Annotated in this window: 14 protein-coding genes and 1 tRNA gene; 7 read left to right on the top strand and 8 right to left on the bottom strand. The window is 40.1% G+C overall.

Annotation, left to right across the window (positions count from 1 at the left end; all coding sequences use genetic code 11):
- Positions 1 to 17: 17 nt before the first annotated feature.
- Both NCWK1_RS06810 and NCWK1_RS06805 read right to left on the bottom strand, forming a co-directional pair.
- A complete protein-coding gene (locus NCWK1_RS06810; protein WP_245894849.1) occupies positions 18 to 425 on the bottom strand; it encodes a YcxB family protein in 408 nt (135 codons plus the stop codon).
- Between the two features lie 83 nt (positions 426 to 508).
- A complete protein-coding gene (locus NCWK1_RS06805; RefSeq protein ID WP_103124196.1) occupies positions 509 to 2,170 on the bottom strand; it encodes a CocE/NonD family hydrolase in 1,662 nt (553 codons plus the stop codon).
- 221 nt (positions 2,171 to 2,391) lie between these two features.
- On the opposite strand from NCWK1_RS06805, the gene NCWK1_RS06800 reads away from it, so the two are divergent.
- Positions 2,392 to 2,673: a hypothetical protein gene (locus NCWK1_RS06800; RefSeq protein ID WP_103124195.1), complete on the top strand. Its 282-nt coding sequence runs from the start codon at positions 2,392 to 2,394 to the stop codon at positions 2,671 to 2,673.
- 141 nt (positions 2,674 to 2,814) lie between these two features.
- Here NCWK1_RS06800 and plsY read toward each other — a convergent pair whose 3' ends face one another.
- From plsY to pdxA, 3 genes are all read right to left on the bottom strand, one after another.
- Positions 2,815 to 3,504 carry a glycerol-3-phosphate 1-O-acyltransferase PlsY gene (gene plsY, locus NCWK1_RS06795; RefSeq protein WP_103124194.1) on the bottom strand — a complete coding sequence of 230 codons (690 nt, stop codon included), beginning with the start codon at positions 3,502 to 3,504 and terminating at the stop codon, positions 2,815 to 2,817.
- 106 nt (positions 3,505 to 3,610) lie between these two features.
- Positions 3,611 to 3,684, bottom strand: a tRNA-Val gene (locus NCWK1_RS06790).
- A 64-nt stretch (positions 3,685 to 3,748) separates the two neighbouring features.
- Positions 3,749 to 4,834 carry a 4-hydroxythreonine-4-phosphate dehydrogenase PdxA gene (pdxA, locus tag NCWK1_RS06785; protein WP_103124193.1) on the bottom strand — a complete coding sequence of 362 codons (1,086 nt, stop codon included), beginning with the start codon at positions 4,832 to 4,834 and terminating at the stop codon, positions 3,749 to 3,751.
- A gap of 215 nt (positions 4,835 to 5,049) precedes the next feature.
- On the opposite strand from pdxA, the gene petM reads away from it, so the two are divergent.
- The 4 genes from petM (at position 5,050) to nblR (ending at position 8,217) form a co-directional block, all read left to right on the top strand.
- A complete protein-coding gene (gene petM / locus NCWK1_RS06780) occupies positions 5,050 to 5,154 on the top strand; it encodes a cytochrome b6-f complex subunit PetM (protein ID WP_015114053.1) in 105 nt (34 codons plus the stop codon).
- A 163-nt stretch (positions 5,155 to 5,317) separates the two neighbouring features.
- Positions 5,318 to 6,307: an SDR family oxidoreductase gene (locus NCWK1_RS06775; protein ID WP_103124192.1), complete on the top strand. Its 990-nt coding sequence runs from the start codon at positions 5,318 to 5,320 to the stop codon at positions 6,305 to 6,307.
- A gap of 142 nt (positions 6,308 to 6,449) precedes the next feature.
- Entirely contained in the window at positions 6,450 to 7,367 is a 918-nt protein-coding gene (locus NCWK1_RS06770) for an NAD(+) kinase (RefSeq protein ID WP_096576314.1), read from the top strand.
- Positions 7,368 to 7,530: 163 nt separating this feature from the next.
- A complete protein-coding gene (nblR, locus tag NCWK1_RS06765) occupies positions 7,531 to 8,217 on the top strand; it encodes a response regulator transcription factor NblR (RefSeq protein WP_096576316.1) in 687 nt (228 codons plus the stop codon).
- A 15-nt stretch (positions 8,218 to 8,232) separates the two neighbouring features.
- Here the strand turns inward: nblR and NCWK1_RS06760 are convergent, their stop codons facing one another.
- Positions 8,233 to 8,517, bottom strand: coding sequence for a DUF5132 domain-containing protein (locus tag NCWK1_RS06760; RefSeq protein ID WP_096576318.1), 285 nt, complete (start codon positions 8,515 to 8,517; stop codon positions 8,233 to 8,235).
- 135 nt (positions 8,518 to 8,652) lie between these two features.
- The gene (locus NCWK1_RS06755; protein ID WP_103124191.1) at positions 8,653 to 9,102 is read right to left on the bottom strand and encodes a protein tyrosine phosphatase family protein; all 450 of its coding nucleotides are present in this window, start codon (positions 9,100 to 9,102) and stop codon (positions 8,653 to 8,655) included.
- 499 nt (positions 9,103 to 9,601) lie between these two features.
- On the opposite strand from NCWK1_RS06755, the gene cpdA reads away from it, so the two are divergent.
- The gene (gene cpdA, locus NCWK1_RS06750) at positions 9,602 to 10,399 is read left to right on the top strand and encodes a 3',5'-cyclic-AMP phosphodiesterase (RefSeq protein WP_103124190.1); all 798 of its coding nucleotides are present in this window, start codon (positions 9,602 to 9,604) and stop codon (positions 10,397 to 10,399) included.
- A 64-nt stretch (positions 10,400 to 10,463) separates the two neighbouring features.
- On the opposite strand, the gene NCWK1_RS06745 is transcribed toward cpdA, so the two are convergent.
- Positions 10,464 to 11,054 (bottom strand): chromophore lyase CpcT/CpeT, encoded by a 591-nt coding sequence (locus NCWK1_RS06745; RefSeq protein ID WP_096576324.1) that lies wholly within the window; start codon positions 11,052 to 11,054, stop codon positions 10,464 to 10,466.
- Positions 11,055 to 11,292: 238 nt separating this feature from the next.
- Between NCWK1_RS06745 and NCWK1_RS06740 the strand changes: the two genes are divergently transcribed.
- Positions 11,293 to 12,528, top strand: coding sequence for a tetratricopeptide repeat protein (locus NCWK1_RS06740; RefSeq protein ID WP_103124189.1), 1,236 nt, complete (start codon positions 11,293 to 11,295; stop codon positions 12,526 to 12,528).
- Positions 12,529 to 12,640 lie beyond the last annotated feature (112 nt).

Genomic DNA, 12,640 nt, shown 5'->3' with positions numbered 1-12,640 from the left:
TACTTGATCTAATTTCATTACCATAATTTAATTAATTGCTTGCTTTGTAAAAACAAATCAAATCTGTGAATATCTTTTTCACTTTCAAAAGCAGCAACTGGTAAATAATGAAATTGACCTTTAGTCATGTACAAAAAATAATAGTCTGCCTTTTTTGTGACTTGAATAAAGTGTGAGTAATTAAGTTTAACAATACTGCCATCTTCATAAAATACGGCAAAAAAGTTTTCATCAATTTCACAGTAGCGATTTTGAAAGTTTAATGTAGAATTGCGCTTTTGTACTTGAAAAAACAAAGGTACAGATACAAAGTATGCCATTAAAGCGACAAAATATATCAACCACCAATCAAAGCGATTTTGTAAGACAGAAAATATAATATTTATTAGTAATAAAATTGCTAGAAGGATAAAGGTAATCTTCATCCGCCTGTAATAGTCAACAGTTAACAATGAACGTAATTCTTTTGGTGTAATTTGAAAAGTTTTAGTTTTGATGTGCATTATATTTAAATTATTGGGAGTAAAATTTGAGAATTGCGATCGCCACCACAATTTACTGTCAGTGTGATAACCTGAGCATTGCGTAAATCATCACTATTTAGCACTGCGCCATTACCAGAATTCATGGCGTAGGCAGGAAAACATGCCGCACTTAAACTCAAACGTAAGGCGTTACCTTTGGCAATGCGTACACAAGTTGTTTGCAGTTGAATCTTCATCGGGACAGCAGTTATTGGTGGACAATGTATGTACCCCTGAGTCAAATTATATACTTTGCCATCAGGCTGCACTTGTGATAATACCGCAGATAAATCATAACTAGGTTGATCGGCACTGCAATCAATTTCTATTACTACATCTCCTAATAAATGCAAGTCTTCTGTAAGGGGTTGAGTAGTATAAGTTAACACATCTGAACGGCAATCAAGATGCGATCGCTCAAATACACCCGCTGGTAATCCGGCATGTCCGCCTAAAGATGGCGCTGGTCGCCAAGGGTCGTGGACTAAAACGTCCTGAGTGCTGGGTGCTGAGTTTTGAGGAGCCAGCCGCGTGGGCGGGTTTCCCGACTTGAGCGGACTGGCGTTGCTGAGTATTCCTGAGTCTTCGCGGATGCTGGCAAGTCCTGTGGTTGACAGAAAATAAGATTTCTGGTTAGCTGTATTTAAACTGGGGAAAGTCCGCCAAATATTACTTCCCATTTCAAACAGGCAAATCGACGACTCCTGCAATAAGCCTGTATCTATATCTTTCAAAAACTGATCAAACCAGCGAATTTGCATTCTATCTACCGGACTAGCCGCTTTCGCCCCAAAGTCTACTTCACCAACTTTCCGACCCCAAGGTAAATGCGCCCACGGCCCGACTAATAAATGTTGGGCTGTGATGCTCCGCGCTGCGATATCTTTGTATAAATTCAACGTGCCACGCAGGTAAGTATCAAACCATCCCCCAATATGAAACATTGGCAAATCAACAGCTTGCAAGTGGCGCTTGGGAGAAAGTTCTTCCCAATAAGTATCTGTTTGGGGATGCGCTGCCCATTCATGATAAAACGACTCAGGGGCAAGTTGTTGCAGAATTTCGGGATTATTTACAGGCAAGTTGCGAGCCGTAGTCAACAAAGCTTGATAAGCTGGTTGATCATTGCATAGACGCGCCGTTTCTGTAGCTAATTGAATCGCCCAAGCAATATTAGTTTGCAGACAGAATGCGCCGCCTTCATAAGCCCAATCTGTATACAAATCATAACCAATCATCGCCGGACAAATCGTTTTTAAAGCGCTGGGTTTAGCCGCAGCAGCGTAGAGTTGCGTCATTCCCTGATAGGAAAAACCATACATCCCGACTTTGCCATTACTCCCAGGTAAATGTGCTGCCCAATATATGCTATCTTCACCATCAGCAATTTCATGAGCAAATAACTTAAATTCCCCTGCGGAAGTACCTCGTCCACGGACATCTTGAATCACGACAATATAACCGTGGGCAGCATACCAACGGGGATGAGCATAAACAACAGTAGAGGCGATCGCTCTCCCATAAGGTTGTCGCATTAATAATACCGGAAAATTCTCTGCTGCATCAGGGCGATAGATATCTGCATCTAGCCTCACACCATCGCGGGTATACATAGATGCAGTTTGTTTAGGCAGAACTTTGTACATATATAACCACAGATGAGCAAGATAAAATAACGCAGATTATGAGATGTACCTATTGGGGGAATTATATCTGAATCTATGATATGACTTACCGTGCTAATTTCAGCAATTAGATGTATGTTAGATATTTTGTTGAATGTTTTAATGTAACTAAGGTGCTGGTAATAAATTCCAGCCTGAAATTTGTGCAAGTTAATTATTTTTAGGTAAATAGAAATTATCCTATGGAAAATACAGAAAGTACATTATTTGATAGAATCTTTCGTGATAGTAATGGCAATATTGTAATTGCCCAACCGCCAAACCCACCGCTGATTCTCTGGGTAGTAGCAAGTTTACTAACTTTAATTTTTCAGAGTGGCACAATCAATGCAGTGTTGCAGATACTTGCCAATGGTGCTTTATTTACTTGGGCATGGCTAGAATTATTTCAAGGCGTTAATTATTTTCGTAGAGCATTAGGTTTAATTGTACTGATTGGGTTGATTGCATTCCAAATTCAGTAGTTATTTGCTCAAACGGCATTTAGTAATCTGTAGAGTGGGCATTCACTAATATATTTTAGGTTTGCCCACCTACATATAGGACAAAAATTAAATCAAACTACTATAGTAAATAGCTACAAGTTGAGATATCGAAATCAAAAATTAAACAGTCTGTTCTGTTTTTTCGACTTCTGTAACTACTTTCTGGCCAATTTTTGATTCAGTACCAGCTAAAAGGCGCTCTATGTTACTGCGGTGGCGGATAATTACATAAAATCCCCCCACAATCCCAAATAAAATATAGGGTAATGGTTGATGAAAAATAGCCATGAAAATCGAAACAGCGATCGCACCAGTAATCGAACTCAACGATACAATTCTGGAAATAGCCACAACCACGGCAAATACTCCCAAAGTTGCTAAACCAACTTGCCAACTCATCGCCAATAATATTCCTAAACTAGTAGCCACAGATTTACCACCTGTAAAGCCTAGAAAAATTGATTTACTGTGTCCTAAAATAGCAGCTAACCCAACTAAAGTTACCATCCAGGGTTGCCATAATTTCAAATCTAAATTTGCAGGGATAAATTCTGAAGTCGCAGCATAGTTGAATAAAGCATAAACTAGGGCGATCGCTAATACTCCTTTCAAACAATCAATCCCTAAAACGAAGGCTCCCGGAACTTTACCCAAGGTTCTTAGTACATTAGTCGCGCCAGTTGAACCTGAACCCACTGCCCGAATATCAATACCTTTTAACTGTTTAACAGCAATATAGCCAGTGGGAAAAGAACCCAGCAAGTAAGCTACTACCAAAATAGCTCCACACAAACTTAACCAAATAGCCATAAACAATCCAAACAAGTCAAGAGTTCGTAGTCAATAGTGTAAGGATTTTTGAGTGTTGACTAGTTTTAAATCACTGGAAAAACAATTAGTCACTGTACAACAAGAATGGACGTAACTGGATTCGAACCAGTGACCTCTACGATGTCAACGTAGCGCTCTAACCAACTGAGCTATACGTCCTTAACCACACAATTGTCTATATTAGCCTATATTTATCCAGCTAGTCAAGACTTAGGATATTTTTTTATAAATCATCTTGTGTTCTAGCCGTAGCTAACTCAGCGGCTAATTGTAGTGCGGCTTTCATACTAGTAGAGTCAGCAATTCCTTTACCTGCAATATCAAATGCTGTACCGTGGTCGGGTGAAGTCCGCACAAATGGCAAACCAATAGAAGTATTAACAGCCCGATCAAAGGCCATAAGTTTCACAGGTATCAAGCCTTGGTCGTGGTAAAGTGCCAAGTAAGCATCGGCTGGATTATTTATAGCAGAGTTGCCATACCAAGCTTGACCTGGTTTCACCCACATTGTATCGGGAGGAATTGGCCCCTCTAAGTGCAGATGAGGGCGTTTTTGCTGTTCTTGGTTCATCCAGGGAATGAGCCAATCGATTTCTTCTGTTCCTAGTTGTCCTTGTTCGCCACTGTGGGGATTTAAGCCAGCGATCGCAATTCGCGGTTTGCTAATGCCAAAATCGAGCTGCAAGCACTCTATTAACAAATCTAGTTTTTTGGTTAATAACTGGGGTGTCAGCGCGTCTGCTACTTGACGCAGGGGAATATGTGTCGTTGCTAACAAGGTGCGGAGTGTCCAACCAGTGTAAGGCGATCGCGCTACAAATAACATCCCATATCGTTCTACACCAGATTTTTCTGCCAAAAGTTCTGTTTGTCCAGGATAGTTATATCCTGCGGCTTTCCAGGCAGATTTAGCGATGGGTGCCGTAACTATACCATCAAATTCACCTGCTAATGTTTGGGTGATCGCATATTCCATATAAGCAAAACTCGCCGCACCACTCCCTGCATTACCAACACCTGTGACAATCTCATCAAAATTTTGATTTAATTGCACATCCACAACTTTTAAGCTATCAGGATTCGCTAACGCTACTAAATTACCTGATAAATTTAACTCGTCATAAGTCTGCACCAGCCAGTCTCGATTTCCTACGACTGTGACATCACAATTTTGACTAACTTCTGGATCTGCCAAAGCTTTTAAAATTACTTCTGTGCCAATTCCTGCGGGATCTCCCAAAGTCAGTGCTAACCGCGGACGACTTTCTTTGTGTGGTTTTACTATTAAGTTTTGCTCACTGTGATTCATAGGACTACTTTATCTGGATTTGGTACAAATTTCGCTTGATCCCTCAGCCCTAGGGATTAACCATCAAACTAGTTTAAAATTATTTACACAGGTCTAATTCAACAGTAGCTGTTGACCAACTTCAAGTCTAATGGCAACAGACAGCCCAAAATATATGCAATCTCAAGGTTAGGCTTTAGAATTATTACAAACCTTCACAAAGGAGAACAATAATAATGGGTGGCGAAATTTTCAACGCAGCTTTTTTGGCTTTCGGTTTAATCTTCGTTGGTTGGGCTTTAGGCGCTTTATTGCTAAAAATTCAGGGTGCTGAAGAATAATCCTTCTGGAGTCTGACAAAATAGCGTGTCCGGACAACGGACAACGCTGTTTCCATAATTCTCTAGTATTAAATAACTTCTAAGAAAAGTGTAAACTTTTGTTTACAGAGATAATTCTGTTAAGATTCTTTTCATAAAACTTTAAGATTTAATACAAACCCTCATGACATTACTAATAGTCGGTGCCACTGGCACCTTGGGAAGACAAGTGGCTCGTCGTGCGATCGATGAGGGGTATAAAGTACGTTGTCTGGTTCGGAGTAGTAAAAAAGCGGCATTTCTCAAAGAGTGGGGTGCAGAACTTGTCCTAGGAGATTTGTGTTATCCCGAAACTCTTCCAGGCGCATTAGAAGGAGTCACTACAATTATTGACGCGGCAACATCCCGTGCTACTGATTCTTTAACTATCAAACAGGTAGACTGGGAAGGCCAAGTAGCATTAATGCAAGCGGCAAAAGCTGCGGGTGTAGAGCGTTTTGTCTTCTTTTCGATAATTGATGCCGATAAATACCCAGAAGTACCGCTGATGGAAATCAAGCGATGTACAGAACTATTTTTAGCTGAGTCTGGATTAAATTACACAATCTTACGTTTAGCTGGCTTCATGCAAGGGTTAATCGGTCAATATGGCATTCCGATTTTAGAAGGACAACCAGTTTGGGTAACTGGTGAGTCATCCCCCATCGCCTACATGGATACTCAAGATATTGCTAAATTTGCTGTGCGAGCTTTGAGTGTGCCAGAAACACAAAAACAAGCTTTCCCGATAGTGGGAACTCGTGCTTGGAGTGCAGAAGAAATTATTAGCTTGTGTGAGCGCTTGTCGGGGAAAGATGCCAAAGTCACCCGGATGCCCTTAAACTTATTGCGTGCTGTGCGCGGTTTTGTCCGCTTCTTTCAGTGGGGATGGAATGTGGCAGACAGACTGGCGTTTACAGAAGTTTTGGCTAGTGGTAAGCCATTAAATGCCCAAATGGATGAGGTATACCAAGTTTTTGGCTTAGACCAAAGAGAAACAGCTACCCTTGAAAGTTACTTACAAGAGTATTTCAGTAGAATTATGAAAAAGCTCAAAGAGCTAAATTACGAAAAAACCAAGACCAAAAAGGAAAAAAACAAACGTTCTCCGTTTAAGAAGGTCAATAGTCAATAGTCAATGGTCAAGGGTCAATCATCAATAGTGCTGAGTAATGTATACACTTTACGCCTGCCTTCTTTTTGACTTTTGCTCACAGACTCAAAATATGTAAGGATTACATAGTACAAAGCATCGCTAAAAGTTTGGATATTTGAATGTGCCGAAAGCAGGCATTATCTACAATGATTTAAAGCCGATAGCCAGTCGCGTCGCTATCGAATTAGAAGAGAAACTCACCGCTGCTGGTTGGGATGTATGTGTCACAAGTAGCATCGGTGGGATATTGGGCTACGCTAATCCAGATAGTCCTATATGCCACACTCCCATTGACGGTTTGACACCCCCAGGTTTTGACTCAGATATGAAGTTTGCTGTTGTACTTGGGGGAGATGGTACTGTTTTAGCTGCGTCTCGTCAGGTTGCGCCGCTGGGAATTCCTCTTTTGACGGTGAATACTGGTCACATGGGGTTTTTGACAGAAGCTTATCTCAATCAACTGCCTCAAGCTCTTGAACAAGCAATGGTAGGTGAGTATGAAATTGAAGAACGGGCAATGCTGACTGTGAAGGTATTGCGCGGGGAGTCAGTACTATGGGAAGCCTTGTGCTTAAACGAAATGGTGCTGCATCGGGAACCATTGACCTGTATGTGCCATTTTGAAATTGCTATTGGTCGGCACGCGCCAGTAGATATTGCCGCTGATGGCATAATTGTTTCTACACCTACTGGTTCTACGGCTTATTCACTCAGTGCAGGCGGCCCGGTAGTCACTCCTGGTATCTCAGCTTTACAGTTAGTGCCGATTTGCCCTCACTCTTTAGCTTCTAGAGCGTTGGTGTTCCCAGATACAGAGACAGTAAATATTTATCCGGTAAATATTCCGCGTTTGGTGATGGTGGTAGATGGTAATGGCGGATGTTATGTGTTCTCGGAAGATCGGGTATATTTAGAGCGATCGCAATATAGTGTCCGATTTATTCGTTTACAACCACCAGAATTTTTCCGCATCTTGCGCGAAAAACTCGGATGGGGTCTTCCGCATATAGCCAAACCCACTTCTGTGGAGTTACCGTAATGGTCAAACGTCAATAGTCAAAATTGTTTCTTTGTTTTTTCCCGAATTGCTAGTTTATAAATAGAATTGGAAAACAAAGTTATAGCAAAGTGCTGAATAAAAAGAAATATTGATTTTTGACTCTTGACTGTTGACCATTGACCATTGACTTTTGACTTAATTTATGACAGTTGCTCACAGTCCCTGTGTTTTGGTGATTGAAACTGATGAAAGCCTTGCAACTCAGCTATCTTCTGATTTGCAAGAAGCTGGTTATGATGCGATTTTGGCTCATGATGCAGCCAGTGGTTTGCAATACAGTCGTGATTGTCAACCTGCTTTAATTGTTCTAGACCGGATGCTGGCGGGAGAATCAGGACTTTCGTTATGTAAAAATATTAGAAGTTCAGGAATGCGTTCTCCAGTGTTGGTCTTGATGGCTAGAGATACCGTGGATGACCGTGTAGCTTGTCTAGAAGCGGGAGCCGATGATTATATTCTTAAACCTTACCGCCCAGAAGAATTTTTAAAGCTAATTCGCCTTTATTTAAAACCTGATATTGATACAACAGAGCAGTTACGCTTTGGGGATTTAGTTTTAGATATCTCAACCCGCCGCGCTATCCATAATGGACGGGTAATTGATTTGACAATGAAAGAATTTGAGTTATTAAAGTTTTTAATGGAACATCCCCGTGAGGTATTAACCCGCGAACAAATATTAGAAAATGTTTGGGGTTATGATTTTATGGGTGAGTCAAATGTGATTGAGGTGTATATTCGTTATTTACGCCTCAAAATTGAAGATGAAGGGCAAAAACGCCTGATTCAAACGGTGCGGGGTGTGGGATATGTTTTGCGAGAGTCTTAGTACGGGATTGATTTTTTAACGCAAAGGTGTTTCTCTGGGTTCGGCTGATTTCATCCGTTCCTCACCAATTTCGGCCTTAGCTTCGGCAATGATATCTTCCCAGGTTTCGCTAACTTCTGCGATCGCTTCTTTGCTTTTTTCGTAGAACAAGATTCCTTTTTTGACAACCGCTTTGGCTACTGGTCTACCAACACCAGCTACTACTGGCAACAATACAGGCACAAGCACAACTCCAACAATACCTGTAATTCCTAGTCCTTCGGCTAAATCTCCAAGGTCTGGTAAAAGTTTTACTGACATATTATGTTCACCTCCCTGGTTTTACCTCAGTTTATTTTAATTCTTTTTCGTTAGTAATTAGGTAAACAAGCTTCAGACTGCAAAGTAATGTAACGTGTATTTGATAAGAATTGAGGTTATTTGGCTAAAGTTGAACTAAGCTTTCTCGGCTTGATCTGCAATATATTTATCGAGTAAAAATTGCTTGAGGTGTGGTTGTTCCAAATTAATCCCCAGTTCACTAGCTCTTTGAGTGATTTGTTCATAAGTTAAACCTTCATTCACAGCAGTGGCTATTAAGGCGATACCACCTGCTCTTGCTCCCGCCGCACAATGAATCAAAATTGGTTTAGGTAAGTTTTCAATCTTTTCAATGGCTAACTCTGTTAGTTCTTGATTTGCTTGTGAAGGTTTTAATGGGATATTGGCGTATTCTAGTCCGGCTTCTTCTGCTTGTTGTTGCTCATCATTTAAAAAACCTGCTTCTTCAGGGGAACGTAGGTTTAGCACAGACTTAAAACCTTCTTGTGCTAACTGCTGTAATTCTTCAGGAGTTACTTGTCCCCCAGTACTCAGATTTTCACTCACTTTTTTGCTGTTACTCATATTAGTCCGGTATATTTATGGGTTTAACGTAGTATAAGAATGAATATGTAAAAAAGCTAGGGTAATTACACAAAATATTCAACCTATTTTACTCAGTCCTGATATGGCAGGTTACAGGTTACAGAGTTAAAAGTCTTTTGCTTCATTTACTGATGTCCTCACAACCTTAGTTATTGCTATAAAAGGTTGGTTTTCATCGATAACTAGCTATATTTACCTTGAGCAAGTCAACTACAAAAAATAAAATTTCTATCTTAAGATAGATGCAAAAAAAAATATTTAAAATTGTATTTTTATAAACAGCTTTAAGTATAAAAATTACTTAAAGTATGGCAACATATTTTTGAGTTAAAGCTGACAGCTTCAGGGGTAAGTTGCCACACTAATTATAGGGCAGGCATTTAATATCAAGCTAGTTTTGCTACTTGAATTAAATTTCAGTATTCTGCCAGAAACAAACATCAGGGTACAAAGATAAGCATAGTGTGAGCAGTGAAGGATGAATCAAGTATCTACCGTATCGATCGCTCAGATAACAGATATACATCTGTTTGCCTCAGAAAGCCATCAACTACTGGGAATGCCTACCATTGAGTCATTTAAGGTAGTGCTGGAGCGATTAAAGGAGTTAAAATCGGAAATTGATTTACTATTATTAACCGGAGATTTATCTGGGGATGGTACTTCTGATTCTTATGAACATCTGCAAAGTTTAATTCATCAGTTACAAATACCTACTTACTGGCTACCAGGAAATCATGACTGTGCGATCGCTATGAATGAAATTCTGAATGTAGGAATGATTTCCCGGCGCAAGTCTTTCCAGCGCGGTAATTGGAATTTTATCTTACTGAATTCGGCTGTACCTGGACGTGTACATGGTCATCTGACAACTAATACTCTAAGTTGGCTGGACTCGGAATTAGCAAAACTAGGTAATAACCCAACATTGATAGCGTTTCATCATCCACCTTTTTTAGTGAATTCTGCATGGCTTGATAGCAGTGGCCTGAAAAATCCCGAAGAATTATTTGCAGTGATCGATCGCTATCCACAAGTTAAATTAGTTTTATTTGGTCATATTCATCAACAATTCCAACGCCAGCGCCACAACGTCGGCTATTTAGGAACTCCCTCAACTTGTATTCAGTTTCGTTCTCATAGTCCCACTTTTGCTATTGACGAAAAATCTCCAGGATTTCGACTGCTGAAACTATACCCCAGTGGTAGTTGGGAAACATCGATAGAACGAGTTCCCTATTTTCATCCACTGGAGTTAGCAGCAACAGGATACTAAAGAAAGTCAAAAGTTAAAAGTCAAAAGTTAAAAGTCAAATCCCTATTTACTCGGCGTTCAGCACTCAGCACTTAACTTCATCGGCAAAACTTGCCCACCGGACAAAGTAAAATGGCCCGGCGACGGAACCCCAGATATGTTCGTCGGTTTCTGGGTCGCGTCCTCTGTCAAGGCTGATAAATTTCTCGCCGTCGATTTCAAATTCGCTATCTAAGTAAGTTCTTTGACCTTTACGAAACACAATACAGCCTTTCCCTGGTTCTACAGTACCTTTGAAGCTATTACCAGTCCATTCGACAATCATGTTACAGCCTGGTAATTTTTCTAAGTCATCGGCTGTGAGGGTTTTGAGGAGTTCTAGGTTACGGGATGCACCGTAAAATTTTTCTTCTTGTTTAACAGTGTAGTTTTCAATTTGAATGCGATCGCCTACATTCACCAACTTTAACACCCGCAAGCGATAGGGGTCATTCAGGGTATAGTCATAAGCTTGTTCTACAAAAAAACTTACCCCTGATAACAAGTCCAAAGGTAAGGGACGCATACACACGCGGATATGTGCATAAAACGGGGGATTTTCAAAAGCCTGAGCTTGGTTGCTAAAATCAGCCGCCATCCATCGAGCTAAGGTAGTAATATCTGTAGAGCTTGTCATTTATAGATTATCTTTCGTTGTTTAAAAATCTCTTTGAGTATTTTAATGAAGTATGAAGTCTGAAGTCTAAAGTATGAAATTTTGTGAAGCAGAACTATGAATTATTTGTAAATGCTTGATGTTACTTCAACCCTAATGTTGCAACAAATCTATTAGCGTCTGGAGAATTTTTAGAAAAATGTCGTCATTATTGAGCTAGTAACTAATTCTCGTCCAATTTTGGTAAGGTAAAGTATTTATGCTCAGGCGCTTATGTACGATCGCAATTTTTTCTATATTATTAAATAACTCTTTCACACTGGCTGCACCTAAAGACCCTAACCAAGCAGATAAATTTCCCCCCAGTCCCTTAGAAATTACTACACCTGATCCTCTGGTGCGAAGTTCTGCAAATAAAGAACCGTTAACTCTGGTAGAACAAATACAGTTAAACACTGCATTGAATGAATTAAATCAACAAGCAACGGCGACATTGCAAGCTGGAGATAAGGTAACGGCGTGGGAAATTTGGAACCGCGAAATCCGTTTGCGGCGTTATTTGGGTACAATACCCGAAATTCAAGCATTATCTAGGGTAGGTGCGATCGCGTGGAATCAAAACGACCGTCAAGAATTATTTTATATAAATCAAAGATTGCAAGCAATTCAAAAACAGGCGTTATCGCCAAAAACCATTGCTAAACAAGGCGTAAATGTAGAATTATTGCAGGCTTTAGGTGAAGCTTATCAAAATGTGCGATCGCCTAAAAATGCTTTGGAAGTTTACAATCAAATTTTGACAGCGGTACGCCAGCAACAAGATAAAACCGCAGAGTTATCAACCCTGCAAATAATTGCAGAATTAAACTTAGCTTGGTTCGATTATCCTCAAGCTGCCGCCACATATCAAGAATTATTTAACATAGCTACCGCTGGAGGCGATCGCACCAGTGAACTAACATATCTAAAACAGTTAGCTTATATTTACCAGCAAGGCAAACAACCGCAACAGGCTATCGATACATTAAATAAGTTAGCTTTACTGTATACTGACCCAGAAAATATTCTCAAAATACCACAATTAAAATTAGCGATCGCAGCTAATTATGAATCTTTAGCCAAAGAAAACCCTAACCTCATTCAAGAAGCTTTTAATAACTATCAACAAGCTTATACAACTGCTTGGGAATCACAGCAATTTGTTATAGCTGCGGAAGCTTTACAAAAGTTAATTGCCCTCTATCGTTCCCAAGGACAAATCGACGCAGCATTACAAACAAGTCAAATTCTCATCGAGACCCAAGCAAAAACTTCTAACTCTTATGGCTTAATGCAAGCTTATGATCAAATTGGGCAAATTTACCTACAACAAAAAGACTATCCTCAAGCACTCTCAGCCTTTCAACAAGGCTTACAACTAGCTCAACAACTTAAACATGAGGAATCTTACTTTGCCCAACAAATTGAAAAAATCTCCAAAGAATCTGGTCAATAATCATTTGTCAACTTTTATTACCATTGACCCCTTCGGGGTGACGCTCCTAACGTCGCTAACGCTGCGCTAACCCCAGTTGCTCATTGGGGAAACCCCCTACAGCCCTTTGGGC

This window comes from Nostoc cycadae WK-1 (genome assembly GCF_002897135.1).
In the GTDB taxonomy this organism is placed as follows: Bacteria; Cyanobacteriota; Cyanobacteriia; order Cyanobacteriales; family Nostocaceae; genus Nostoc_B.
The sequence above is the reverse complement of the archived record's forward strand: the minus strand, read 5'-3'. Positions and strand labels throughout refer to the sequence as shown.

What these genes read in the sequence shown, in the direction of transcription:
- NCWK1_RS06810 (WP_245894849.1), bottom strand. Translation starts at nt 425, where the DNA reads ATGAAGATTACCTTTATCCTTCTAGCAATTTTATTACTAATAAATATT.
- NCWK1_RS06805 (WP_103124196.1), bottom strand. Translation starts at nt 2,170, where the DNA reads ATGTACAAAGTTCTGCCTAAACAAACTGCATCTATGTATACCCGCGAT.
- NCWK1_RS06800 (WP_103124195.1), top strand. Translation starts at nt 2,392, where the DNA reads ATGGAAAATACAGAAAGTACATTATTTGATAGAATCTTTCGTGATAGT.
- plsY (WP_103124194.1), bottom strand. Translation starts at nt 3,504, where the DNA reads ATGGCTATTTGGTTAAGTTTGTGTGGAGCTATTTTGGTAGTAGCTTAC.
- pdxA (WP_103124193.1), bottom strand. Translation starts at nt 4,834, where the DNA reads ATGAATCACAGTGAGCAAAACTTAATAGTAAAACCACACAAAGAAAGT.
- petM (WP_015114053.1), top strand. Translation starts at nt 5,050, where the DNA reads ATGGGTGGCGAAATTTTCAACGCAGCTTTTTTGGCTTTCGGTTTAATC.
- NCWK1_RS06775 (WP_103124192.1), top strand. Translation starts at nt 5,318, where the DNA reads ATGACATTACTAATAGTCGGTGCCACTGGCACCTTGGGAAGACAAGTG.
- nblR (WP_096576316.1), top strand. Translation starts at nt 7,531, where the DNA reads ATGACAGTTGCTCACAGTCCCTGTGTTTTGGTGATTGAAACTGATGAA.
- NCWK1_RS06760 (WP_096576318.1), bottom strand. Translation starts at nt 8,517, where the DNA reads ATGTCAGTAAAACTTTTACCAGACCTTGGAGATTTAGCCGAAGGACTA.
- NCWK1_RS06755 (WP_103124191.1), bottom strand. Translation starts at nt 9,102, where the DNA reads ATGAGTAACAGCAAAAAAGTGAGTGAAAATCTGAGTACTGGGGGACAA.
- cpdA (WP_103124190.1), top strand. Translation starts at nt 9,602, where the DNA reads ATGAATCAAGTATCTACCGTATCGATCGCTCAGATAACAGATATACAT.
- NCWK1_RS06745 (WP_096576324.1), bottom strand. Translation starts at nt 11,054, where the DNA reads ATGACAAGCTCTACAGATATTACTACCTTAGCTCGATGGATGGCGGCT.
- NCWK1_RS06740 (WP_103124189.1), top strand. Translation starts at nt 11,293, where the DNA reads ATGCTCAGGCGCTTATGTACGATCGCAATTTTTTCTATATTATTAAAT.